Origin of the sequence: Granulibacter bethesdensis (assembly GCF_001889545.1) — a bacterium.
In the GTDB taxonomy this organism is placed as follows: Bacteria; Pseudomonadota; Alphaproteobacteria; order Acetobacterales; family Acetobacteraceae; genus Granulibacter; species Granulibacter bethesdensis_B.
Window position 1 is genome coordinate 1,152,363 of sequence record NZ_CP018194.1, and the last position, 24,878, is coordinate 1,177,240.

The 24,878-nt window shown below is 59.2% G+C and carries 22 protein-coding genes; 13 read left to right on the forward strand and 9 right to left on the reverse strand.

From position 1 onward, the window contains the following. Nucleotides 1–4: 4 nt before the first annotated feature. Nucleotides 5–475 carry a YraN family protein gene (locus GbCGDNIH8_RS05195; protein WP_081368852.1) on the forward strand — a complete coding sequence of 157 codons (471 nt, stop codon included), beginning with the start codon at nt 5–7 and terminating at the stop codon, nt 473–475. A 2-nt stretch (nt 476–477) separates the two neighbouring features. Here GbCGDNIH8_RS05195 and GbCGDNIH8_RS05200 read toward each other — a convergent pair whose 3' ends face one another. Next, nucleotides 478–1,989, reverse strand: a complete 1,512-nt coding sequence (locus GbCGDNIH8_RS05200) for a YifB family Mg chelatase-like AAA ATPase (protein WP_072572353.1) — start codon at nt 1,987–1,989, stop codon at nt 478–480. A gap of 271 nt (nt 1,990–2,260) precedes the next feature. Between GbCGDNIH8_RS05200 and GbCGDNIH8_RS05205 the strand changes: the two genes are divergently transcribed. Beyond that, on the forward strand, nt 2,261–3,559 hold the full coding sequence (locus tag GbCGDNIH8_RS05205) for a hemolysin family protein (protein ID WP_081368853.1): 1,299 nt from the start codon (nt 2,261–2,263) through the stop codon (nt 3,557–3,559). A gap of 144 nt (nt 3,560–3,703) precedes the next feature. On the opposite strand, the gene GbCGDNIH8_RS05210 is transcribed toward GbCGDNIH8_RS05205, so the two are convergent. After that, complete coding sequence (locus GbCGDNIH8_RS05210; RefSeq protein ID WP_253736122.1) at nt 3,704–4,474, reverse strand: DsbA family oxidoreductase; 771 nt, start codon at nt 4,472–4,474, stop codon at nt 3,704–3,706. A gap of 134 nt (nt 4,475–4,608) precedes the next feature. Between GbCGDNIH8_RS05210 and glk the strand changes: the two genes are divergently transcribed. Both glk and GbCGDNIH8_RS12820 read left to right on the forward strand, forming a co-directional pair. Next, the gene (gene glk / locus GbCGDNIH8_RS05215; RefSeq protein WP_072572354.1) at nt 4,609–5,568 is read left to right on the forward strand and encodes a glucokinase; all 960 of its coding nucleotides are present in this window, start codon (nt 4,609–4,611) and stop codon (nt 5,566–5,568) included. A gap of 265 nt (nt 5,569–5,833) precedes the next feature. Beyond that, nucleotides 5,834–6,010, forward strand: coding sequence for a hypothetical protein (locus tag GbCGDNIH8_RS12820; RefSeq protein WP_157692550.1), 177 nt, complete (start codon nt 5,834–5,836; stop codon nt 6,008–6,010). Nucleotides 6,011–6,040: 30 nt separating this feature from the next. Here GbCGDNIH8_RS12820 and GbCGDNIH8_RS05220 read toward each other — a convergent pair whose 3' ends face one another. The 5 genes from GbCGDNIH8_RS05220 to GbCGDNIH8_RS05240 form a co-directional block, all read right to left on the reverse strand. Beyond that, the gene (locus GbCGDNIH8_RS05220; protein WP_072572355.1) at nt 6,041–7,096 is read right to left on the reverse strand and encodes a HoxN/HupN/NixA family nickel/cobalt transporter; all 1,056 of its coding nucleotides are present in this window, start codon (nt 7,094–7,096) and stop codon (nt 6,041–6,043) included. 61 nt (nt 7,097–7,157) lie between these two features. After that, on the reverse strand, nt 7,158–7,475 hold the full coding sequence (locus GbCGDNIH8_RS05225; RefSeq protein ID WP_072572356.1) for an alkylphosphonate utilization protein: 318 nt from the start codon (nt 7,473–7,475) through the stop codon (nt 7,158–7,160). A gap of 33 nt (nt 7,476–7,508) precedes the next feature. After that, a complete protein-coding gene (gene mdoH / locus GbCGDNIH8_RS05230) occupies nt 7,509–9,668 on the reverse strand; it encodes a glucans biosynthesis glucosyltransferase MdoH (protein ID WP_081368854.1) in 2,160 nt (719 codons plus the stop codon). Further along, nucleotides 9,656–11,173 carry an OpgD/OpgG family glucan biosynthesis protein gene (locus tag GbCGDNIH8_RS05235; RefSeq protein WP_072573663.1) on the reverse strand — a complete coding sequence of 506 codons (1,518 nt, stop codon included), beginning with the start codon at nt 11,171–11,173 and terminating at the stop codon, nt 9,656–9,658. The genes mdoH and GbCGDNIH8_RS05235 overlap by 13 nt, the downstream gene beginning before the upstream one ends. Before the next feature lie 154 nt (nt 11,174–11,327). Continuing rightward, nucleotides 11,328–11,918 carry a LabA-like NYN domain-containing protein gene (locus GbCGDNIH8_RS05240; RefSeq protein ID WP_072572358.1) on the reverse strand — a complete coding sequence of 197 codons (591 nt, stop codon included), beginning with the start codon at nt 11,916–11,918 and terminating at the stop codon, nt 11,328–11,330. 159 nt (nt 11,919–12,077) lie between these two features. Here GbCGDNIH8_RS05240 and folK point away from each other — a divergent pair, with 159 nt between their 5' ends. The 9 genes from folK to parC all read left to right on the forward strand — a co-directional run bounded on the left by folK (nt 12,078) and on the right by parC (nt 21,641). Then, nucleotides 12,078–12,575 (forward strand): 2-amino-4-hydroxy-6-hydroxymethyldihydropteridine diphosphokinase, encoded by a 498-nt coding sequence (gene folK, locus GbCGDNIH8_RS05245; protein WP_072572359.1) that lies wholly within the window; start codon nt 12,078–12,080, stop codon nt 12,573–12,575. A 120-nt stretch (nt 12,576–12,695) separates the two neighbouring features. Next, nucleotides 12,696–13,091: a DNA-directed RNA polymerase subunit omega gene (rpoZ, locus tag GbCGDNIH8_RS05250; protein ID WP_072572360.1), complete on the forward strand. Its 396-nt coding sequence runs from the start codon at nt 12,696–12,698 to the stop codon at nt 13,089–13,091. Between the two features lie 147 nt (nt 13,092–13,238). Next, nucleotides 13,239–15,521, forward strand: a complete 2,283-nt coding sequence (locus GbCGDNIH8_RS05255) for a RelA/SpoT family protein (protein ID WP_095206424.1) — start codon at nt 13,239–13,241, stop codon at nt 15,519–15,521. 19 nt (nt 15,522–15,540) lie between these two features. Continuing rightward, the gene (gene acpS / locus GbCGDNIH8_RS05260; RefSeq protein WP_072572361.1) at nt 15,541–15,978 is read left to right on the forward strand and encodes a holo-ACP synthase; all 438 of its coding nucleotides are present in this window, start codon (nt 15,541–15,543) and stop codon (nt 15,976–15,978) included. 73 nt (nt 15,979–16,051) lie between these two features. Continuing rightward, entirely contained in the window at nt 16,052–16,810 is a 759-nt protein-coding gene (lepB, locus tag GbCGDNIH8_RS05265) for a signal peptidase I (RefSeq protein WP_072572362.1), read from the forward strand. A 31-nt stretch (nt 16,811–16,841) separates the two neighbouring features. Further along, nucleotides 16,842–17,618 carry a ribonuclease III gene (gene rnc, locus GbCGDNIH8_RS05270; RefSeq protein WP_072572363.1) on the forward strand — a complete coding sequence of 259 codons (777 nt, stop codon included), beginning with the start codon at nt 16,842–16,844 and terminating at the stop codon, nt 17,616–17,618. A gap of 26 nt (nt 17,619–17,644) precedes the next feature. After that, the gene (gene era, locus GbCGDNIH8_RS05275; RefSeq protein WP_253805635.1) at nt 17,645–18,625 is read left to right on the forward strand and encodes a GTPase Era; all 981 of its coding nucleotides are present in this window, start codon (nt 17,645–17,647) and stop codon (nt 18,623–18,625) included. Between the two features lie 57 nt (nt 18,626–18,682). Then, nucleotides 18,683–19,435 carry a DNA repair protein RecO gene (gene recO, locus GbCGDNIH8_RS05280; protein WP_072572364.1) on the forward strand — a complete coding sequence of 251 codons (753 nt, stop codon included), beginning with the start codon at nt 18,683–18,685 and terminating at the stop codon, nt 19,433–19,435. After that, a complete protein-coding gene (gene parC, locus GbCGDNIH8_RS05285; RefSeq protein WP_072572365.1) occupies nt 19,428–21,641 on the forward strand; it encodes a DNA topoisomerase IV subunit A in 2,214 nt (737 codons plus the stop codon). Before recO ends, parC begins: the two co-directional genes overlap by 8 nt. Nucleotides 21,642–21,644: 3 nt before the next feature. Here parC and GbCGDNIH8_RS05290 read toward each other — a convergent pair whose 3' ends face one another. Then, nucleotides 21,645–22,448, reverse strand: a complete 804-nt coding sequence (locus tag GbCGDNIH8_RS05290; protein WP_072572366.1) for an arginyltransferase — start codon at nt 22,446–22,448, stop codon at nt 21,645–21,647. After that, the gene (locus tag GbCGDNIH8_RS05295; protein ID WP_072572367.1) at nt 22,445–24,799 is read right to left on the reverse strand and encodes a penicillin acylase family protein; all 2,355 of its coding nucleotides are present in this window, start codon (nt 24,797–24,799) and stop codon (nt 22,445–22,447) included. Before GbCGDNIH8_RS05295 ends, GbCGDNIH8_RS05290 begins: the two co-directional genes overlap by 4 nt. Nucleotides 24,800–24,878: the final 79 nt, after the last annotated feature.

The window sequence follows — 24,878 nt, forward strand, 5'->3', positions numbered from 1 at the left end:
GCCAATGAACAAAAAGAAACATGATCGTGATGGTCTGTCATTACCGTCTGACAGAAGGTTTTGCAGTTTACATGAAAACGACAGCCTCTGGCAGCATGATAAAAAGGCTTGGCGTGGCGGTAAGGCCAGCCGTGACGGGATAGAGGCAGAGCGTATTGCCGCGCAGGCACTGGAAGCAGATGGCTGGCAGATTTTGGGCCGGCGGCTGCGTACACCCGCAGGCGAGATTGATATTCTTGCTGATCTGGACGGATTGCTGGCGATTGTCGAGGTGAAATACCGGCCTACCCTGAGCGAGGCAGCCCATGCGCTGGGTCCGCGCCAGCGCAAACGCCTGATCGCGGCGGCCTCGTATGTGCTGGCACAAAATCCGGACTACGGTACCGAAGGCGTGAGATTCGACGTCCTTGTTGTTGATATGGCCGGACAGGTACGCAGGATTGCCGATGCGTTCAGGCTGGATGAGGAGGCGTAGCTTTAGCCACGCCATTGCCGGACACGGAAATTCAGGGCTTCGGCCAGATGCAGGCGGGAAATATCCGCTTCCTGTGCCAGATCGGCGATGGTGCGGGCGACGCGGATCATGCGCGTCAAACCACGCGCCGATAATTTCAGGCGCAGGCTGGCCTGTTCTGCGAAAGCGGCGACCTCAGGGGAGAGGGAAGGTTCTGCGCCATTCTGACGCTCGCCGGACTGGCGGCGTGCTTCCCGAAACTGCCGTGCTGCCTCGACTCGTGCCGCCACCGAGGCGCTGTTTTCACCGGGAGGAGCCCGCATCAACTCTGTCGGAGTAGCAGGCTGGACCGTGACCACAATATCCATACGATCCAGCAGTGGGCCGCTGATCCGGGCCTGATAGCCATCGCCGCAGGCAGGTGCGCGCACGCATTCCCGATCCGGAGTGCCGAGATAGCCGCAGCGGCATGGATTCATGGCGGCAATGAGTTGGAACCGCGCGGGATAGGTAATATGTGCCGCAGCCCGAGCCACCGTTGCCTGTCCGGTTTCCATGGGTGTTCGTAAGGCTTCCAGCACCTGACGGGAAAATTCAGGGAATTCGTCCATGAACAGGACGCCATGATGGGCGAGGGAGATTTCCCCCGGCCTGGCCCGCGGCCCACCCCCGGCAATGGCCGCCTGGCTGGCGCCATGATGCGGTTCACGGAAAGGGGGACGGGTGATCAGCCTGCCATCCCGCAGCATGCCTGCAATACTATGGATCGTGCTGACATCCAGAATCTGCGATGGCGTCAGGGGTGGCAGCAGGCCGGGTAGACGGGCGGCGAGCATCGATTTGCCCGCCCCAGGCGGCCCGATCAGCAGAAGATTATGCTGTCCGGCGGCGGCGATTTCCAGTGCCCGTCTGGCTGTCTCCATGCCTTTGACATCGGCAAGGTCAGGGAGTGCTGATCCCTCCGCCTGTCCGGCCGGTTCCGGTCGGGGCAGGGTCTGTGTGCCACGAAAATGATTGATGATGGCCAGCAGATTGGGTGCGGCAAGGATGCGTTCTACCCCGGACCATGCGGCTTCTCCGCCCTGCCGTTCCGGGCATATCAGGCCGAGGCCGCATGCATGCGCGCCGATGGCGGCTGGCAGCACACCGTTCACCGGCTGCAAGGCTCCATCCAGTGAAAGCTCGCCGAGGCTGGTATATCCGGCACTATCAGAGGCTGGCAGGATATCCATTGCCGCCAGCACCCCCAATGCGATTGGCAGGTCGAAATGACTGCCTTCCTTGAGCAGATCGGCAGGCGCCAGATTGACCAGAATACGCCGTGGCGGCAGAGCCAGCCCCATGGAGGCCAGGGCTGCTCGTACCCGCTCCCGTGCTTCTCCCACTGCTTTATCGGGCAGACCAACCACCTGAAAAGCAGGAAGGCCGGGAGAAATTTGTACCTGAATTTCCACAGGAATGGCAGTGACCCCGGCAAAGGCGAAGGAGTGGGTGCGGACGACCTTGCTACCTTCACGATGGGGAGTTTGTGCCATTGAAATAACCAGTTTCTGACTAAAACAGGCCTGATAGGCTTTCTCCGAATCAGGCAATTTATTGTTCCTACAGAACAATTGTGGCGGGAGAAAGATAAAGGATGCTCCTTGCATCGGGCCAGAAAGAGGTGCGGATGATGTCTTGTTTTGGTGATAGTTTTGAGAAGTTCTGTTTCTTCCTGTTATTGGCAGCATCGCCAAAATCGGATGAAGCGTTACAATACGGCGCGATTAGAATGCTACCTGCCTGGTAAGGACCTTTCCTCTCTTGATGACCATTCTGGTTGAGTTTCTGATTGTTCTGTTGCTGATCCTGCTGAACGGATTGTTTGCGATGGCGGAGCTGGCGCTGGTGTCCGCCCGTCGCGCCCGGCTGTCGGTGATGGAGCAGAAAGGAATTCCCACCGCGACACTGGCAAGGGAACTGGCGGAAGACCCCCACCGTTTTCTGCCGACCGTACAGGTGGGGATCACGCTGGTCGCGATCCTGTCCGGCACGTTTGGCGGGGCACGGATTGCGGATCATCTGGCCAGATATCTGGACATGATTCCGATGCTGGCGCGTTTTTCCAACGATATTGCCCTGCTGATCGTGGTGGTTGTCATCACCTATCTGACCATGGTGCTGGGGGAGCTGGTACCGAAACAGCTTGCCCTGCTGGGGCCGGAGGAGGTTGCAGTCAGGGTGGCAAGGCCGGTGGCGTGGCTGGCGAAGGTGACGGGGCCTGCGGTGTGGCTGCTGGGTTATTCATCCTCTGTAGTACTGAGCCTGTTCGGCCTGACCCGTTCTTCCCAGCCGCAAGTGACAGAAGAGGAGCTGAAAGCCCTGCTGGCGGAAGGTACGCAGGCCGGTGTGCTGGAAACCGAAGAGCGGGCCATGATCGAGCGTGTGTTGCGCCTCGCTGACAAACCTGTCCGCGCCCTGATGACGCCGCGCAACGAAATTGCCTGGATTGACCGGAGTGATACGGAGGAAGATATCATCGCCGCAGTGAAAGAAGCACCTCATTCCCGCCTGGTGGTCTGTGAGGGGTCGATCGACAATGTGGTGGGCGTGGTACAGGCCAAGCATATTCTGGATCGCCTTCTGGACGGACAGCCTTTGTCCATCGGTGCCTCGCTGCGTCAGCCGATGGTGGTGCCTGATACGGTGACAGCGCTGGGCGCGCTGGAAAGGCTGAAGAGCGATACTCTGGGTCTGGCGCTGGTCATGGATGAGTATGGCAGTTTCGAGGGGGTGGTCACGGCCGCTGATGTGCTGAAAGCCATTGTCGGTGAGGCCGGAGACAGCACCAGAACATCCTCCCAGACTCCTGATGCGCTGCCAGGCACGATGGTTCTGGACGGGATGATGGCGGCGGACGAGCTGAAATCCCGTCTCTCCCTGCCGGAACTGCCTGCCGAGGGCAGCTATCACACGGCAGCCGGGCTGGTGCTGGCGATCTTGCGACGGGTGCCCAAAACAGGGGATCGGATCGCTTTCGCGGGCTGGACGTTCGAGGTGCTGGAAATGGATGGCCGCCGGGTCGCCCGGCTACGGGCAAGCCGCGATACGCTTGCGGAGGGATGACGCTGCCAGCTCTGTTGAGGACAGGCATCCCTGCTGTTTCATCAAGCCGAAATGGCACGCCGCAGGGCCATCCGGGTTGCACGGCGCTTTACGTCAGCATCTGAGTTCGTGCTTTCAGGAAGCAAATCCAGCGGCTTCACGGTGTCAACAGGCTGAAGCGGTTTCCAATGCTGCTATTGTGACATCCAGAAGCCGATCGATCACATGCGGTTCCTGTGCGCCTGCAATGGCATGATGATGATCGAACACAAAACAGGGAACACCGGTGATGCCGATCCGATGAGCCTGTGTCGTGGCAAGCTGGATTTCGCTGCGCCCTTCGGGGCCGAGCAGATAGGTCAGGGCATCGGTCCGGCTGAATCCGGCCTCGGCAGCAATACGGGCCAGTTCATCCAGATCCCCAATATTCCGCCCCTCCGTGAAGCAGGCGGCAAACAGGCGTTCCACCATGCCTCCGGCGGCATCGTCAGGACAGGCGGGAAGGGATGTGTTGAAACCACCCCCACCAGCGCTGCAATGGGAGAGCTGAAAAGCGGGGGCCTGCTCCGCGACCCATCGCACCAGCCGATGGGCGTCAAAGCTGGGGGGCAGGGTCTTGATCAGGTCGAAGCGAAAACTGATCCCTTCCCGACGCCCCAACTCGGTAATGGAGCGGTGCAGCCGTTGCGTGCGGTCTTCTGTGCCAAATCTATGGATGATATGGTCGGCTTGTCCTGCGCTGCCGCGCTCCATGCCCGGATTGAGCAGGAAAGGCCTCCACTCGATCACCGGGCTGATATCTGTTCGTCTGGCAAGGCATTCACGAAGTCGCCTGACACCCAGATAGCTCCAGGGGCATATCAGATCGAACACGACGGCGATCGCCAGCAGTGCGCGAGGGGGGGCGAGCATATTCACAGGAGGAGTGTAGCGCATTCTCCAGTCTGCTCAAAAGATATAATGCTCTCAGAAGATTGTTTTCTATAACATTTTTTAATAACCCCGTGCTTGTTGTGCAGGCGGCAAAGCAGTCCGATACAGGACATTCTTCTAGCAGGATTGATCACATCATGACGGAATGTCAGCCTCGCCTGATTGGCGATATCGGGGGTACGAATGTCCGCTTTGCCCTGGCCCTGGGGGAAGGCGTTATTGTGCATGAACACAAGCTGCCTGTCGCGGAATTCGACAATCTGGAACTGGCAGCCAGAACCTATCTGCAGGCGCGTGGTTCGCTTATTCAGGATGTGGCGGAAGCGGTATTCGCCGTTGCGACGCCGGTGCGAGGCGATGAAATCGCCTTTACCAACAATCCCTGGCGCTTCTCGATCCGTTCGACTGAAGCGGCGCTGGGGCTGAAGAGACTGGAAATCATTAATGATTTCGTAGCCCAGGCGGCTTCCATCCGGGTAACGCCCGATGAAGAAATGGCGATCATCAAATCAGGCGAGGTCATGGACAATCATCCCGCAGTGGTGATTGGGCCGGGGACCGGTCTCGGTATGGCCTTCATCCTGCGCCACAAGGATGGAGAAGAGATTCTCGCCAGCGAAGGCGGCCACTGTACGTTCAGCCCGCGTGATGAAACCCAGACCTTCATTCGCGATCAACTGGCGCGCGAATATGGCCATGTCTCGTCGGAGCGCCTGCTGTCCGGTCCGGGATTACTGGCAATGGCCAGAGCACTGGCGCAGCGTGCCGGACTTTCCCTGGCGCTTGAAAAGCCGGCCGATGTGACAAGGTTGGCCGAGCAGGAAGCCTGTCCCGTCTGCCGGGAGGCAATCCGTGTTTTTTCTGCCGTGCTCGGTTCGGTCGCGGCAGATGCAGTGCTGAATTTGGTGGCCATTGGCGGGGTGTATCTGATCGGCAATGTCAGCAAAAGTCTGCGCGCTATGATGGATTTCGATGTACTGATTGAGGCATTCCTGGAAAAAGGGCGGTTTCGTGCCCTGCTGAATGATGTACCGATCATCCAGGTGATGCGCTCCAACACAGGCCTTCTGGGGGCGTCGGCGTGGCGCCGGCGCTGAAATCAGAGACTCGTTTCAGAGGGAGTCGGGGTGTCGGGTAATTTTATTGCGTGATATTGGGCCCGGACGCATGGCCTATGCGGAAACTCAATGATAAATGAAACGCAATGCATTCATGATTTTTTGATATTGAATGCCTTCCGTAAATAGGCTCATGCTCTGCCTGTCGCTTCGTCCCAAGCAGTGACGGAACAGGGGAAGGGTCATTCCTTCCCCAGCCGCCACCGGGCAAACGGATGAAGTTCCAGCAAGGGAGTGCCATTCAATGGCCATGCAGCTTTCTTCTTACGCCTCCGGTTTTATGCACAGCCCTGTGCGCAGCAGCGTGACAGCGTCTTCTCCCGAGCAGAAAGATGCGTTGAAGCAGGCTTTGCTGTTTGTTTTTGCAATTCAGACGCCGGTATGGGCAGCTCTCTATCTGCTGTTCGGCATTGGATTGTAAGAGAGAAAGCTTGAACCCTTCCTCCTGCGACTAGCGGCTTGGCGATTTTTCCTGCCCATGGGCGGAGTTATCAAGCCCGGCAAGCCGGTAGGTGATGGCAGAAAGAAGCCAGACAACAACAAAGACGCCAACGATGAGAAAGCCGAAATCGGCCAGATCATCGTTCAGGAATGCTATGCCTTCCCAGATCGTGCCGCTGAGATGCAGGTGCTCGCCGATCAGGCCAAGTGCTTCAACCGATCCAATGAGCAGGGCCACCGTAATGGAGATGGCCGTCATGGTAATGTTGTACCATAGTTTCCGCTGCGGATTGCTGAAAGCCCATCCGTAAGCACCAGCCATCAAGCTGCTGTCGAGCGTATCGATCAGCGTCATTCCGGCGGTAAACAGGGCTGGAAAGATCATGATTTCCCAGGCCGGGATACCTCCCGCACGCTGTGTGGCGGTGATGCCGAGCAACCCGATTTCGGTGGCGGTATCAAACCCCAGCCCGAACAGTACTCCTAACGGATAGAGGTGCCATGGCTGGCTGATCCGCTCGAACACCGGATGGCAGAGGCGGGTCAGAAGGCCGCCCTTGGCCAGAGTGTCATGCAATGCGGCCTGATTAATTGTTTGCCGGCGAGCGGTACGAAACTGCCGCCACAATGTGCGCAGGATCAGCAGATTGGCAACAGCAATACACAGCAGAAAGATGGCGGAGGTCAGTGTGCCGACAGTGCCGCCGAAAAAGCGAATATTCTCCAGCAAAGTCTGAAATTGCTGTGCCGAAACTGTAATAAGTGCACAGGCCAGCACCACAATGGTGGAGTGTCCGAGCGAGAACCATAATCCTGTGGAGTGAGGCTGAATGCCAGCCTGCATCAGACGCCGTACAGTATTGTCGATGGCGGCAATATGATCGGTATCCAGCGCGTGCCGCAGCCCGAAAATCCAGGCCAGCAACGCTGTTCCCAGCAACATCGGTGTGTCGGCAAAAGCCTGCCAGGCGATCAGCCAGACCACTCCGTTCACAGCGATCAAAGCAGTATGGAGCAGGATAATGCTGGTCGGGATGGTTCGAAGATGAAGAAAGAATGGCGGCATGGGACTATGCAATGATCCCGCCGCCATTTTTGTCAATTGTGGATGCAGAACAAGGTGCGCCTCAGCGCTTTCTGACAAACTCGGCGCGCAGTACCAGTCCTTTGATCGTATCGTGTTTGCAGTCGATTTCCTGAGGGTCTCCGGTCAGACGGATGGATCTGATTACAGTGCCGCGCGGCAGGGTCTGGTTGGCTCCCTTGACTTTCAGATCCTTGACGAGCGTCACGCTGTCACCATCGGCGAGAATATTGCCGACTGCATCTTTCACCTGAACCGTTTCATCCTGCGCGGAGGCAGCAGCTTTCTGGGCGGCTTCTGCGGCACTGATCCATTCGCCGCTGGCCTCGTCATAGATATAGTCGTCGTTCTGATCGGACATCGTAAAATTCACTTCTTCAAAGACGGATATGGTTCAGGGCTGGCAGTCCGGCAGGGAAACCAGACCATCCAGAGCCTCAGCATCAGCCAGAGCAGCGCTTTTCTCTGCCCGACTCAGGCAGGAGAGAGCGTGCATCAGTGTATCGGCCTCCGCAATTTTGACGCGGGCTACCAGGATGTTGGCGTCGACCGGATCAATACGCGGTCGGCGCGGGGGTGGCAGCATCGCCCGATGTGCGGCCAGCAGGGTCTGGTCGGTACGGAGACGGAGGACAGCTTCCATCTCCGGAGCATCGGCAAGGGAATGATAGATCTCTCCGGCGCGAACCAGAGCACGGGGAGGATTGCGCTCCTCGGGGATCAGCAGGAGGCCCAGCCGACGCAGAGCCAGCCCGGCAGCACGGCTTCCGGTCAGGCTGACAAGGGGAATGGCCAGCGTCATGCCTACCACAACCGGCGTCATCCACAGAAACAGCGGGAAGGAGACGAGCATGGCCGCACCACCCAGCACCAGACCGAAGACGGTGTGCTGCCAGTATGTCTCCATGACAGCGCGCAGCGGAATGCTGCCATCGTCCCGTCGCTGTGCGTTCCAGCCGCTATCCCGTCCGGCGAGAATGGAGGCAACGCCCATGGACTGGATCAGCATGGCAATCGGGGCGATCAGGCCGCCAATGACTGTCTCGATCAGCATACTCAGGATCAGGCGGATGACCCCGCCGGAGCCGCGTCGGTCGGAGCCATGCAGCATGGTGACGATGCAGCCCAGAAATTTCGGCGCCAGCAGCAATCCCATCGTGCCGATGAACACATACATGGCGAGCACGGGATCGACGGAAGGCCAGTGCGGGAACAGCGCCCGTCCCTGATGCGGGAAATACTCGGGCCGCACGAAAATGCTCTCAAGGGAGATCAGGATGCCCAGCACCAGAAACAGCAACCATAAAGGCGCCGTGACATAGGAGCCGATCCCCATTGCCATATGCACCCGGCTGATCCAGTGCAGACCACGGGCAGGCAGAATCTTGGCATGCTGGAGATTTCCCTGACACCAGCGACGGTCACGAATGGCGATGTCAGTGAGAGAAGGAGGGCTTTCCTCATAGCTTCCGGCCAGAGCGGGCAGCATGTGAATGGCCCAGCCGCCGCGCCGCATCAGCGCCGCTTCGACAAAATCATGGCTCAGCACATGGCCGCCAAAGGGTTTGCGACCGCTCAGATGCGGCAGCCCGGCCTGTTCGGCAAAGGCCTCGGTACGGATCACCGCGTTATGGCCCCAGTAATTACCTTCCGAGCCATGCCACCAGGCAATGCCATGCGCGATCAGCGGACCATAAACCCGGCCTGCAAATTGCTGCATGCGGGCGAAAAGGGTGCGGCCATTGACGATCACCGGCAGGGTCTGGATCAGCCCGATGCGATCATGCTGTTCCATGGCGGCGGTCATGCGGACAATGGTGTCGCCTTCCATCACACTATCAGCATCCAGCACCAGCATCTGGCGGTATGCACCACCCCAGCGGCGCACCCATTCGCTGATATTGCCGGCCTTGCGCTCGATATTTTTGGCCCGACGACGGTAGTAGATATTGTCTCCTCCGCCCACACGCTGGCGCAGGGCCAGAAAAGCCTGTTCCTCCTCGATCCACACATCAGGATCGGTCGTGTCACTGAGGATGAAGACATCGAAAGCCGCCATGCGCCCGGTGGCCTGAAGGCTTTCGTAAATTCCCTGCAAGCCAGCGGTTACACGAGCCGGGCTTTCATTATAGCAGGGCATCAGAATGGCGGTGCGATGGTGCAGCTCCGGCAAAGGTCCATCACGATTCACACCCAGCCCCAGCCCGCTGTCACGGCCCAGCATGGAGGCGAAACCACCCAGTGCGCTCATGAAGGACAATGCGATCCAGGCGAACAGAATCACGAACAGCACGACCAGCACGACGCCGAGTGTGGTTGTGACGCTGGCATTCAGCACGCGGTTCATCTCATAGGCCGCGCCGATGGTCAGCAGCAGTGTGCCGAGAAAAACGAACAGACGTCGCAGCGCCAGACCACGCGGTGCGGTCAGTGGCCTTTGCCCGACCAGAGGTCCGGTTGCGGGCGCGTCCAGCCGTTGTACCGGCATATCCATGGGGGATTCTGCCGGGAGGAAGGCGGGCAAGCCGGTTGCTGATGTGATCACGGCGTCCAACGGAACATCCAGCTTTCTGTCAGGGGCTGATTATCCCTGGATAATCTGGCGGTGATCTCGACCAGTTTTTCACCACCGGGGGCCAGTTCAAAACCGATCCGCCAACCGCCAATATCCGGATTGGGTTCGGAGAAGATATTGCGGATTTGTCCGGCAGAGGCATGCACCTCCACATTCGGCGGCTGGGCTGTGGTGAGGGATTTGACCGCATCGCCGGTGAAGTCGATCACATATTCACGACCCTGCTTGTCATCGGCCAGGCCGGAACGTGTATCGGCAACCCGCGCCAGCTTGGTAGGCCAGGGCGTATCCCAGCCCCAGTGCATGCGATAGGTGAAGTTGTACTCGCGCTTGGCAGCCAGTTTTTCCTTAGGCCGCCAGAAGCTGACGATATTGTCGTTTACTTCGTTCGGGGTAGGGATTTCGACCAGATCGATCGATCCCTGTCCCCAGTCACCGATGGTTTCGATCCACAGGCTGGGGCGCTTTTCATAGCGCAGGGCGAGATCCTGATAATCGGCAAAGGCACGCTTACGCTGCATCAACCCGAAACCGCGTGTATTGCCATCGGCAAAGGCGCTGAACTGAAGGTCACGCGGGTTCACCAAAGGACGCCAGATCTGGTCCCCATTGCCGACCCAGATCGACAGACCTTCGCTGTCATGCGCCGCGGGCCGCCAGTCATCGATGCCTTCGCGGTCGTCAAAGTCGAAATCGAACATGCTGGTCATGGTCGCCAGACCGGGTTCGGTGATATCAACCCTGGGATAAAGGGTGCTTTCCACATCAAACACCGTTGTATCACCCGGATGGATGGTAAAGCGGTAAGCCCCCGTGGTACTGCGTGTGTCCAGCAGCGCATGAACAACGATGCTGTGGCTGTCCGGGCGCGGCTTTTCCAGCCAGAAAGTGCGGAAGACGGCGAATTCCTCGCCTTTGGGATTGCCGGTGCCGATCGCCAGGCCGCGGGCTGAAAGGCCGTACACCTGGCCTTTCGCGACGGCCCGGAAATAGCTTGCCCCCAGAAACACCACGAATTCATCATAATAATCCGGGCGGTTGATCGGGGCGTGAAGACGGAACCCGGCAAAACCCAGATTACCGGTTACGCGCAGTTTCTGGTCTTCATACTCGAACAGGTCTGGGGTGAACGCGACAGGGCGCGACTGCCCATCCGAGACCTCATTGATCTCGACCTTTTGCTCGAACAGATATCCGCGATGGATCAGTTCCACACGGAACGGCAGATTGTCGTTACGCCATAGCGCGCGGTCTTTCTGAAAGCGAATGCCACGCCACTGATCCCAGTTCAGCTTGCTGATGGGAGTTGGCAGATTGGTGTCGGGGGGCTGGTAGGGCTTCCGGCTCAGTTCCTCTGCAATCCGCCGCACAGTTGATGCATCGAACGGGGTGGAAGCGGCCTTCTGGGGAGCGGATTCTGCTGCGGCGGGATTGGAAGGGCTGCCGAGGGCGGCAATCATTGTAAGAGAGGCAGAGCCTTTCATCAGGGCACGACGCTGCACGAATCCTCCTTTCGACAGATATTATCGACCAGTCAGTGAGATAACATGGTCCTGCGCGAAACAGGAAGAAGCGGCATCAGACGCGGCATCAGACCCTGACTCAGGCGGAGCCTGAGTTCGGGCAGTGGTGTCAGCCTCAGCTGCGTTCTTCATTTCCGTTGCTGCTGCTACGAGTCGCCGCCCTGGCGCGCGGCTCCATCTGTCGCCGTGTGAAAAAGGTGGCGATATCGGCAAGCTCCAGAAACTCATCAGCCTGGCGGCGCAGATCGTCGGCGATCATGGGGGGAGAGGTGCGGATGGAAGAAACAACGGACACCCGCACGCCTTTCCGTTGTACGGCTTCGACCACGCGTCGGAAATCAGCGTCGCCACTAAACAGGACCGCATGATCAATCCGGTCAGCGATTTCCATCATATCGACGGCCAGCTCGATATCCATATTGCCTTTGATTCGGCGGCGGCCCGAGGCATCCGTGAATTCTCTGGCCGGCTTGGTAACCAGATTATAACCGTTATAGGCAAGCCAGTCTGTCAGCGGCTTGAGAGGAGAATATTCTTCCGTTTCAAGAACAGCCGAGTAATAATATGCACGCACAAGTTGAGAGCGGCTGCGGAAAGTTGACAGCAAATTGCGATAGTCGACCTCAAAGCCTAGGTTCCGGGATGCCGAGTAGAGGTTAGCGCCATCTATAAAGAGCGCTATTCTCTCGGTCGGTAGGAAATGCATACTCTTGAATATCCTTGGCTTTTCAAACGGCATGACGAAGCTCAGCCGCGTGGCGCAATCTTTACCATATATCGGCGGTATGCTGACCTTTAAACGAAAATGAAGGACACATACAATGCACAAGCCTGCAGCTTACGGCGATTTGATGAGTATATAAAAATGATTTTAATAGCAGTCGGGGCAAATCTGCCGAATTCAGATGGTATGCCTGCCATCGAAACCTGTCGTCAGGCGGTGGCGCGGCTGGGTGAGTTGCCCGGTCTGACTCTGGAAGCCTGTTCCCGTTGGTATCTGACAGCGCCAATGCCGCCTTCCGGTCAGCCTGATTATGTAAATGGTGTCGCCCGCCTGTCCGGTGAAATCGATCCTGAGCGTCTTCTGGTCTGGTTGCAGGAGATTGAGGCGCGCAATGGCCGTGTCCGTACGGTTCCTAATGCCCCTCGTACGCTTGATCTGGATATTATTGATATGGATGGCGTAATCAGGTCCGCCCCTGATCCTGTTCTGCCGCATCCAAGGGCGACAGAGCGTGCTTTTGTCCTGACGCCGCTGCGTGATGTGTGTCCGGACTGGATTGATCCCGTCAGTGGTAAAACGGTTGATGCTCTGCTGGATGCGTTGCCGCCACAGGGAATACGACCGGCTGATTCGGACTGATCCGTTTCAGCGGAAAGGCTGATCCGCGTCAGCAGATGCCTGCTCCGGTTGCCTGGGGAAGGAGGCTGCTTTATAGATACTCCTTCGCTTCAGTAAGTTTGTGTTTTGGGAGGTCGCCGCATGGCGCGCGTCACCGTTGAAGATTGCGTCGAAAAGGTGCCCAACCGGTTCGAGCTGGTTCTGCTGGCCGCCCATCGTGCCCGCTGCATCAGCCGTGGCGAGGAACTGACCATTGATCGTGACAACGACAAGAACCCGGTGGTCGCACTCCGTGAAATTGCTGATGAGACGGTGACCACCACCGGATTGCATCAGGATCTGATGAAGTCACTTTCCCGCGCGCCGGAGCTGGAACCCGCGGATGAGGAAGTGCTCGACCTGATCCCGACCGAGCAGAATATCTTCGGCCTGCAGGATGTTTCGGCCGAGGAAGAAGCTCATTCTGGCACGGTCGATCTCTCATCCGATGAGATGGAAGCTGCGATCGAGGCCGAACTTGGCGGTCGTCGTCGCTGATTGATGGGATGATGGCGGGCAATATTGACGCCTGATTTCGCTGAAATCATTGCACCGCGTGCAAGGGACACCCTTATAATAAATGTTCAACGGGTGTCCTGAGTCGTACGGAGTCTCGTCCGGCCTGGGCCAGAGCGGGGCCACAGAATGACGCAGAGCATGGGAGCCGGCTTTTTCAGCCGCCTGACGCGCCTTCCTGACGGCGTGGCGGGTGAGGTTGGGCAGCCGGCCCGTCCGCGTATCGTGCGGCAGTTCGAACTGACCGAAAAAGTCCTCAGTTACGCCCCCAATGCTGATACGGATCTGATCGACGCCGCCTATGTGCTGGCGATGCGTGCGCATGGGCAGCAGGTGCGTGACAATGGTGATCCCTATATCACGCATCCGCTGGCAGTGGCCGATATTCTGGCCGGATATCGGCTGGATGTCGGCAGTATCATCACCGGGCTGCTGCATGACACGATCGAGGATACACAGCTAAGCCTTTCCCAGATCGAGGAGCGTTTCGGGGCTGAAATCGCCGGTCTGGTCGATGGCGTGACCAAGCTGACCAGGCTGGAACTCCAGTCCGACCGCACCAAGCAGGCGGAAAATTTCCGTAAGCTCGTTCTGGCCATGAGCAAGGATATCCGCGTGCTGCTGGTCAAGCTCGCGGACCGGCTGCACAATATGCGGACCCTGCATTTTGTGCGCTCCGACGCGCGCCGTCAGCGTATCAGCCGCGAGACGATGGAAATTTATGCCCCTCTCGCCGACCGCATCGGTATGGAGGAGGTAAAGACCGAGCTTCAGACTCTGGCCTTCGCACAGCTGGAGACCGAGGCCTACGACACCATCATGGCGCGGCTGAACTTCCTGCGCGGCCGTGGGGCTGATGTGATCGAGGAAGTGAAGGCCGAGCTTCGCCGGGTATGTGAGGATCATGGCGTCACGGTGATCGAGGTCACGGGACGGGAAAAATCCCCGTTCTCGATCTGGGAAAAAATGCAGCGCCGCAGTGTGGCGTTCGAGCAGCTATCCGACATCATGGCGTTCCGCATCGTTGTGCCGACGCGGGCGGATTGTTACGCCGCGCTCGGGGCGGTGCACGCGACCTATCCGGTGATTGCCGGACGGTTCAAGGATTATATCTCCACCCCCAAGGCAAATGGCTATCAAAGCCTGCACACGGGCGTCACCCTGCGGGAGCCGCGCAACCAGAAGATCGAGGTGCAGATACGCACCCGTGATATGGATGACGTCGCGGATAACGGCGTGGCCGCGCACTGGGCCTATAAAGACGGGCAGGAGATGCTTCCCAGCGAAGTGCAGCGTTTCCGCTGGGTGCAGGATCTGCTCGAAATTCTCGACAATTCCGCAGCTCCTGATGAGTTTCTGGAGAATACCAAGCTCGAATTATATCAGGATCAGGTTTTCTGCTTTACCCCGAAAGGTCAGTTGATCCAGTTGCCGCGGGGGGCGACCCCGGTTGATTTTGCCTATGCTGTACATAGTCAGATCGGTGATACCTGCGTAGGCGCGCGTGTAAATGGCCGTCTGCTGCCGTTGCGTCATGAGTTGCAGAATGGTGATCAGGTCGAAATTCTGACTGCGCGTGGCGGTACACCCAGCCCGCAATGGGAACGCTTCTGCGTCACCGGAAAGGCCCGGGCACGCATCCGCCGCTATGTGCATCAGCAACAGAAACAACAGCATGTGGATGAAGGCCGTGCCATGTTGGCGAAGGCCTTCCGGCAGGAAGGGCTGGATGGCAGCGAGAAGGTGCTTGAGACTGCCCTGAAAACGCTGAAACAGCCTACTCTGGATGATCTTTATACCGCCGTTGGCAACGGCAATATCGGGCCGAAGGAGGTGGTGCATGCCGCCTATCCGGAATTGCGGCCCACTGCGCGTGCGCCGCGTATGCTGCATGGCCTGCCGCCGCGTCCGTCCTCCCGTCCGGCTGGTCGTGCCGAGAGCGGTATGGCTATTACGGGGCTCGTCTCCGGCATGGCGGTTCATTATGCCGGATGCTGTCATCCTCTGCCGGGGGATCGCATTGTTGGCATCGTCGCTACTGGCAAGGGTGTGACCATCCATACGCGGGACTGTCCGACGCTGGAAAGCTTTGCGTCTACGCCTGAGCGTTTCATCGATGTGGACTGGGACAATGCCATGATGGAACGCAGCAATGAGGGTAAGCGCGGCGATCTTTATACGGGACGTATCAGTGTGATCGCCTCCAATGAGGGAAATGCGCTGGCCAATATCACCAACGCCATCGCCAAGCAGGACGGGGCGGTGATGAATTTAAAAATCGTTAATCGCCAGCAGGATTTCTTTGAAATTCTGATTGATGTGAATGTGCGTGATGTACGCCATCTCTCTCATGTGATTGCGGGTCTGCGTGCTGCGTCGAGCATCACCCAGGTCGAGCGTGCACGGAGTTGAATACACGGATGATGGTGGCATGATCATCGGCATTGGCTCGGATATCTGTGACATCCGGCGCATCGAAACCGTGCTGGAGCGCCATGGCGAGCGGTTTCTGAGCCGGGTTTTTACCACGGCGGAGAGGGCGAAGGCCGAGCGCCGCAATGGCCGCATGCGCATGGGAACTTACGCCAAGCGTTTCGCGGCCAAGGAAGCCTGCGCCAAGGCGCTTGGCACCGGTTTTGCCGGGGGCGTGTTCATGTCTGATCTTGGGGTCGTCAACCTGTCCTCCGGCCAGCCGACACTGCGTCTGACAGGCGGGGCGGCGGCAAGGCTGAGTGCTATTACGCCGTCCGGTATGGGGGCACAGGTCCTGCTGACGATGACGGATGAATACCCGTACGCCTATGCGCAGGTGGTGATTTCGGCTGTGCCTCTTCCGACCTCTCTCACTGGTGGCCGGGGGTTGCCTTGACAGGCGGGGAAGCGCCCGGCATCCCTTGCGCCCTATCCATACGGCTTAAAATAATATCCGGACAACCATAACGATGTCAGAACGCAAATCCGGTTTCTGGAGCAATGTAGTCGTGATCGTCTACGCAGCTCTCATTGCCATTGGTTTCCGGACTTTCCTTTTCGAGCCTTTTAATATTCCCTCCGGATCGATGATCCCGACATTACAGGTCGGTGATTATCTGTTCGTTTCCAAATATGCTTACGGGTACTCGCATTTCTCGCTGCCATTTTCGCCGGATCTCTTTTCCGGGCGGATATTCGGCAGCCTGCCGCATCGCGGGGATGTTGTGGTGTTCCGCCTGCCGACCGATACGTCGACCAGCTATATCAAGCGCGTGATAGGGCTGCCGGGTGATACGGTGCAGATGCGCGATGGCCACCTGTTCATCAATGGCACAGAGGTTCCTCGTAAGGAACGTGGGGTTTACACCATTGAGGGTGAGGGCAGCGCTCCGGTACCGGAGGAAGACAAGTTATATGTCGAGGATTTACCCGGTGCGAGCGGGCAGAGCGGGGTGGATCATTTGATCCTGAAGCGCTCGGATCATGAAATGCTCGACAATACGCCGGAATTCAAAGTCCCGGCCGGGCATTTCTTTGCGATGGGGGATAATCGGGATAACAGTCAGGACAGTCGGGTCATGTCGGTGGTCGGATTTGTGCCTGTCGAAAACCTGATTGGCCGTGCGGAGTTTATTTTCTTCTCCGTGCATGCAACCGCTCCCTGGTATCAGGTGTGGGAATGGCCGTTGGAAATCCGCTGGAACCGCTTGTTCAGGAGCATCCACTGAACGCCGTCCGCTTGGTTCAGATGAGGCGTCCATGACCGCGACATCAGCCAGTCAGTCGAAATATGCCGGGATCGCGGACCGTTCTCTGGAGGCTGCCGAGGCTCTGCTGAGTCATCGCTTCACCCGCCGTGATCTGTTGGCTGAGGCGCTGACACATCGCTCCGCCGTCAAAATAATGCATGGCCAAACAGGGCAGAGCTTGCCGCGTGGGGCTGGGTCCAATGAGCGGCTGGAATTCGTTGGCGACCGGGTCCTGGGACTGGTAGTGGCCGAATGGCTGGTGGAGCGTTTTCCGCTGGAGCAGGAAGGCGAATTGGGGCGCCGTTTGGCGCATCTGGTATCCCAGCCGGTTCTGGCCGGGATCGCCGAACAATCCGGGCTGCCGCAAATCCTGTCCGTGGCGCCCGGTGAGGCAAAGGCCGGTGTCCGCAAGCTGGCAACCGTTCTGTCGGATGCGATGGAGGCACTGATCGGTGCGCTCTATCTGGATGCGGGGCTGGACCCTGTGCGGCAGTTTATCCGGCGCAGCTGGGAACCTGTGATGCAGCGGCAGACAGAGCCGCCGAAAGATGCCAAAACAGCTTTACAGGAATGGGCGCAGGGTCTCGGTCTTCATCTGCCCATCTATCGTCTGGCACGTCGCGAGGGACCTCCTCACAGCCCGGTATTCTGGGTAGAAGTTCTGGTGGGCGATCATGTCGGGCAGGGGCAGGCAGGCAGCAAACGCGCTGCCGAGCAACTGGCGGCGCAGGATCTGCTGGGCAGGATACAAGACAGGACGGCACCGGATCGGGGTCAGAACGGATGAGCGGCGGTAAAGAGAACATAGACGATATGAGCCATCCTGATCCCTCCCGCTCGGAAAGTTCTGAGGGAGCATCTTCGGCAGGTGGAAGCAGGCTGGGCGGTTCCGGCAAGACACGATGCGGCTATGCTGCCCTGCTGGGTGCGCCGAATGCGGGTAAATCGACCCTGGTCAATGCATTGACCGGTGCCAAGGTGTCGATTGTCTCGCCCAAGGCGCAGACCACCCGTTTTCGCGTGCTCGGCATTGCCATGCATCAGACGGCAGCCGGAGAAACCTCACAGATTCTGATGGTGGATACGCCTGGTATTTTCACGCCGCGGCGTCGTCTGGATCGGGCCATGGTCGCTGCCGCCTGGACCGGGGTTCAGGATGCCGATCTGGGCCTGTTGATGGTCGATGCCCGTGCCGGTCTGACTGAGGATGTGCGGGCGATTATCGAGCGTCTGGGTAACCGGCGCATCTGGCTGGTGCTGAACAAGGTCGATCTGGTTCCCGCGCCGAGCCTGCTTCCGCTGGCGCAGGCGTTGAGCGGTCTGGCCAAATTCGAGGAAACCTTTTTCATCAGCGCGGCCAAGCGGGATGGGCTGGACATGCTGCTGACAGCGCTGGCGCAGGCCATGCCGCCTGGCCCACATCTATATCCGGATGATGATCTGACCGATCTGCCGGACCGTCTGCTGGCCGCCGAGATCGTGCGTGAGCAGATTTTCCTGCAAACCCATGAGGAAATCCCGTATTCCGCCACGGTCGAGACGGAGGCGTTTCAGGAGCGTCCCGACGGTTCCGCCCGGATCGAGGCGACAGTTTATGTGGCGCGGCCCGGTCATAAGGCAATCCTGATCGGCGCGGGTGGCAGCCGCATCAAGCAGATTGGCGCACGGGCGCGGCAGGAATTGTCATCTCTGCTGGATCGGCCGGTGCATCTGTTCCTCAATGTGAAGGAACGGGCGGGCTGGGATGAGGAAACCGCCCGGCTGCGGGCCATTGGTCTCGAAGATCCGGGCTGAGTGTCTCTCCGGTTGCAGACCGGTGACAGAGGGATGGCTTGATGGGGGGATGGCCTGATGGAATGGACGGCGCCCTGTATCGTGCTGAGTGCCCAGCCTTATGGTGAGGCTGACTGTCTGGCCGCGGTCTTCTCCGAGGATCAAGGACTTTACCGGGGACTGGTCCGGGGCGGTACATCGCGGCAGCGCGGCGGTATCTGGCAGCCGGGCAACCTTGTCATGGCACGTTGGGCGGCAAGACTGGCCGATCAGCTTGGCTCTCTGACGGCGGAGCTGATTCATCCGGCTGCTGCGCTGGCCATGGATGATCCCCTGAATCTGGCCGTGCTGCGGTCCCTCTGCGCTGTTGCGGAAGGCGCATTGCCGGACCGTGAGGCCCATTCCGCCGCTTTTACACCGTTGCCCGGTCTGCTGACACGCCTCTCGCTGGGTGGTCGGCAGGTGGTTGAGGATGCCATACGATGGGAAGCGATCTTGCTGCAGGAGCTTGGCTACGGCCTTGATCTTCAGCGTTGCGCCGTAACGGGGCAGGTGAGCGGTCTGCGTTACGTCTCTCCGCGTACTGGCCGCGCTGTCTCATCAGACGCGGCAGAGCCATGGCTGGACAGGCTTTTGCCTTTGCCGGGCTTTCTGTTGCATCAGGCGGAAACCGATTGTGATCCGGTCGCCTGGAGGGATGGATTGAGGCTGACCGGGTATTTTTTATCGCGGGATGTGTTCGGAACCCGGCATCGGCCTCTTCCCCCGGCGCGCATGTCGCTATACGACCGTATCTCGGCGCTGACGGAAACGGAACGTGAACATGCCTGACGACATGATAGGCCGGGTCGAGGATACCAGGCTGGCGGATGCCTTGTCGGAGCGATATCTGGCTTATGCGCTGTCCACCATTATGGCGCGGTCCCTGCCGGATGTCCGTGACGGGCTGAAGCCCGTGCATCGGCGGCTGATTTACGCGATGCATCAGCTCCGGCTTGATCCTGATGCCGGATTCAAGAAATGCGCCCGTATCGTCGGCGACGTGATCGGTAAATATCATCCTCATGGCGATTCTGCGGCTTATGAGGCGCTGGTGCGTCTGGCCCAGGATTTTGCCTCTCGCTATCCGCTGGTCGATGGGCAGGGTAATTTCGGCAATATCGATGGCGATGGGGCGGCAGCCTATCGTTATACCGAGGCCAGGCTGACCGAAGTCGCCCGCACGATGCTGGAAGGCATTGATGACGATGCGGTTGATCTCCGCCCGACCTACAATGCTGAAGAAGTCGAACCGGCCGTGCTGCCGGCCGCTTTTCCCAATCTGCTTGCCAATGGGGCGGCAGGGATTGCGGTTGGCATGGCAACGTCGATCCCCCCCCATAATGCCGGGCAGGTTTGTGATGCCGCTCTGGCGCTGATCGAGAATCCGCAGGCTGATACGGCGACGCTGCTGGACCATCTGAAAGGACCGGATTTTCCGACCGGCGGCATTCTGGTGGAAGATCGTGCCTCGATGCTTCAGGCCTACGAGACCGGGCGGGGTGGCTTCCGTGTCCGGGCACGCTGGCACAAGGAGGATGGTCGTCTCGGCAGTTGGCGTATCATCATCACCGAAATTCCCTATCAGGTGCAGAAGGCCCGGCTGATCGAGCAGGTGGCGGCGCTGATGGAGGAGAAAAAACTTCCTCTGCTGGCTGATATTCGCGATGAAAGCACCGAAACCGTCCGCATCGTGCTGGAGCCGAAATCCCGCACCATCTCCCCTGATGTGCTGATGGAGACGATGTTCCGCGCCACCGCGCTGGAAAGCCGTTTCCCGCTGAACATGAACGTGCTGGATGCCACCCGCACCCCCCGTGTGATGGGGGTGAAGGAGGTTCTGCGGCAATGGCTGGATCATCGGCATGAGGTACTGATCCGCCGCTCCACCCACCGTCTGGCGGCGATCGACCGGCGTCTGGAAATTCTGGATGGCTTTCTGCTGGTCTACCTCAACCTCGATGAGGTCATTCGCATCGTGCGGGAGGAGGACGAGCCGAAAGCCGCCTTGATCGCAACCTTCTCCCTGACCGATATGCAGGCGGAAAGCGTGCTGAACATGCGCCTGCGCTCCCTGCGCAAGCTGGAGGAAATGGAGATCAGGCGTGAACACGCCAAACTCAGCAAGGAACGCAAGGATCTGGATGCGCTGCTGAAGAGTGAACCCCTCCGCTGGAAACGCATTGCCCATGAAGTGGCAGCGGTCCGGGATCAGTTCGGCAGTGGCAGGCTGGGGGATCGCCGCACGGATATTGCAGGCCCACCCGCCACGGTCGAGGTTGCGGCCGAAGCCTTTGTGGAGAGGGAGCCGATCACCGTCATCCTGTCCGAAAAAGGCTGGATGCGGGCATTGAAAGGCCATATTGCGGATACCGCCGAGCTTCGTTTCAAGGAGGGAGATGCCCTCCGCTTCGCTCTGCCTTGCGAGACCACGGACCGGCTCTGTCTGGTGGCCACCAATGGCAAGGCCTACACGCTGAAAGCTGCCGATTTGCCGCGCGGGCGTGGTGACGGCCAGCCCGTGCGTCTGCTGGCTGGCTTCGGGAATGAGGATGACGTCATTGCCCTGCTGGTTCCGAAGGAGGAGGCGCGCTACCTGCTGGTTTCCTCAGCGGGGCGTGGTTTCGTGATCCGTGGCGCCGATCTGCTGGCGGAGAAGCGCACCGGGCGTCAGGCGCTGAACGTCAAGCCGGGTGAGGAAGCCGCTTTCTGTGTGCCGGCAGAGGGTGATCATGTCGCGGTGATCAGCGAGAGCCGGAAACTGCTGGTTTTCCCGCTGGAACAGGTGCCGGAAATGGCCCGTGGGGCTGGCGTGATCCTGAACAAGGGCGGTGCGCCGCGCGACATCATGGTGCTTACGCTGGCTCAAGGGCTGAGCTGGATGTCCGGGGAAAAACAGCGGGTGGAGCGCGATCTTTCCTACTGGCTCGGGGCACGGGGACAGTCTGGCAAGGTGCCGCCCAACGGATTCCCGAAATCGGGCCGGTTCAGGAACTGAGTTTTATTCCTGACTGGCGGAAAACCCGGTGGCGGACGGTCTGAACAATGGCCGGGTCTGTTCTTCCTGTTCCTCGATATCAGCCTGTGTGAGCGGTCGCCATGCACCACGGGACAGGATTTCCGCAGGTTGATAGGCTGATTTGTAAGCCATCTTACGGCTGTTTGCGACCCAGTAACCCAGATAGAGATAGGGCAGCCCTTCCGCTTTCGTATGCGCGACCATGGACAGGATGGCGTAACTGCCCAGCGAGCGATGCGGCAGATCGGGATCGTAGAAGCTGTAGACTGCGGACAGCCCGTCATTCAGCCGATCGGTCAGACAGGCGCAGAGCAGGACATCATCCTGATCCCTGAATTCCAGAATGCTGGTCTGGATCGGCGTATCCTCGACCATGGCGCGGTAATCGGTAAAACCCATCGCCGCCATGTCGCCATCCCTGTGGCGGCTTTTCTGGTAACGCTGGAACAGCATGAACTGCTCGTGCGTCGCCTGTGCGGGAACATCGAACATCTCGACCCCGGCATTGGTGCGGTTGATGCGTCGCCTTGTGCGGGTCAGACGGAAATCATTGACCTCGATCCGGATCGGAACGCAGGCATTACAGCCCTGACATACCGGGGCATAGGCGATGTTGTGGCTGCGCCGGAATCCTGCACGCGATAGCCGGTTATGCAGATTTTCCGCATCCGGGCCGGTGATTTCGGTGACGACTTTCCGCTCCATGCGCCCGTCGAGATAGGGGCATGGTGAGGCGCCGGTCGTATAGAAAAACTGCGGCCGATAGAGTGGTTTGCTGTCATTCATGGGGCATTGGCCGGGATCAGATGCAGAATGGCTTCTATATGGGATGGCTCCTGCCCAAGCGGGAGGGTCTGCCCATCCCGCCAGAGTGGAATGAAGTCCCGTGCATGGGCGCTGAACACGTTTCCCGATTGTCCGGGGGCGGCGATGAAGCGGCTGCGCGTCAAATCGGCCAGATCGTAAACCCCGCGATAGGATGCACCATGCATATCCTCGAAATCACCATCCGCCAGAGCATGATCAGCGCTGATGGCATGGGAGGTGCCGGCCCGTCCGACTGTGCTGTCATCACCGCCGACGGAGGCTGATGCCTGGCCTGCCAGCTTCAACACCGGAATGCGGCTCAACAGGGGGTGGCGGAACATGACGGGATGCGCATTGCCCCATCGCCATTCTGCCGGGCGCGGGCCATAAAGTGCCTTTAACTGCTGCACCGTTTCATCAAGTGTCCGGGCAAGCTGTTGGGTGCAGTCTGATCCGTCGCACCAGTGCGCGCCTGCATCCGATAAAAGCCATGCGCTGAATTCCAGCGGCGGAACAGCAGCATCCGGTACCGGAACGTTGGCTTTTGCCAGCACGGCGTTGCGGAAACGATCCATCCAGGCATTGAAAATCAGCGGGGCAGGGCTGGACTCGGCCATGGTGCCATCCCATCCGGTCAGCAATGACAGGGCTGTTTCGGCATCGCCTTCGGCACGGATAAGCCGCAGGCGGGGCAGCAGCGCCTGCGCGAACAGGCTCCGCTGATCAGTCTGCATTGCGACAAAATCGGCAAGACCGGCTTTTCCCGCTCCATCCAGCATTTGCCGGATTCGGTTGGCCCGCCATTCTCCCAACCCGTCACGGCCCAGAAAAACCTGATTGCCGGCTGGATCGGAGATTCTCAATCGCTCATTCGCATTGACCAGCCGGCCTGAGGAAGGGGTGAGACTGTGTGGCAGAGCATCCCCGCTGATGGTCCCGGCCCAGTCATGCGCGCCATCCGCACCGGGGACGGGCCAGCTGCCATCTCCTTCCTTGCGCAGGGGCAGGCGTCCTGTTGTAAAGATTCCGATCGTTTCATGATCGGCAATCAGCAGATTTTGTATCGGGCTGGAGATCAGGGGGGCAGCGAGCGATGCTTCCTGCACTGTCTGCGCCCTGTTGAGCAGAGCCAATCCGGCAGAGGCGGTATCTCCCCGCAGTAATCCGGTTGCGGCGAGTGCCATGATCGGTCCTGACCGGCCGACCAGATCGCTGATAACCGGCCCGTGCCGTGTTTCCCGTACAATGAGGGTAACATCGGAGGCACCGCGCACATGGATGACTTCCTGTCGCGTCTCATAAGCCAGTTTTCCGTCCGGGCTGGCGTAATGTCCGGGATCGAGTTCGGTTTCGATGAACAGATCCTGTGTATCTGCGACGCTGGTGGTGAAGGTCCAGGCAATCCGGCCATTATGGCCAATGACCAGAAATGGTGTTCCCGGTGCGGTTGCACCGACCAGAACGTGATCCGGTGTCTCGACCCGGGCCAGATACCACACGCCTGGTAAACCGAAGGATAAATGGGGATCGCCCGCCAGCAACGGTGCTCCGGTCGCGCTGTGGGCGCCGTCCAGGGCCCATTCGTTGGATGCGGTAGAGGGCAGGGTGAAGCGCGCGCCTTCTGCCGGCAGCATGGCCAGCAGGCGGCGGGCAGACTCTGCAAAGCGGGGGTTAAAGACCGAGGCATCAACAGGCTTTTCCGTGCTCCCTGCCGCCCAGAGCTCCATGATGCGGTCTCTCGGCAGAATAGCAGTCAACTCTGCACGGGCCAGCTCTGTCCGGTAATTGCCGGACAGATAGAGCATCATGCTTTTGCCCCAGAGCAGGCTGTCCACCGGAGACCATGGCTCGGGTGCGCCACTCAGCAGGAACTCGGGACTGAGAAAACGCCCTTTTTCCTGAAACCGGCTGTTAACCCCGTTTGCATAGGCAACCAGTAAAGCCTTTGTGGCAGGCGGCAGACTCTGGAAGTCTGCCTCGGCGCGATGGCGCAGCCCCAGCGTGCGCATCAGCCTGTCCAGCGGAAGCGTGTCCGTCCCGGCCAGTTCTGAAAGCCTGCCGGAGGCAGCCCGGCGCATCAGATCCATCTGAAATCCCCGGTCGCGTGCATGCACATAGCCGAGGGCGAAGGCGGCATCCTCATCCGATCCGGCCTTGATCCATGGAATACCGTGTGAATCAAACCGGATCAGGGCTTCTTTTCGCAGAAGGCTGCCTCTGGCCGTATGATCCTGTGCAGGCAGGGTCAGCCAGACCACGCCCGTCACAAGACCGGCGGCCAGCGCGACCGTCACGCCCGAAATGGCCAGAGTGCGGCGTATCATCCGCATCAAAGCTCTGTTCCCGGCGCTGTTTTTGTCCAGACACGCACGGAAGCATTTCCCATGGTGCAGCGCCCCTCTTATAAGA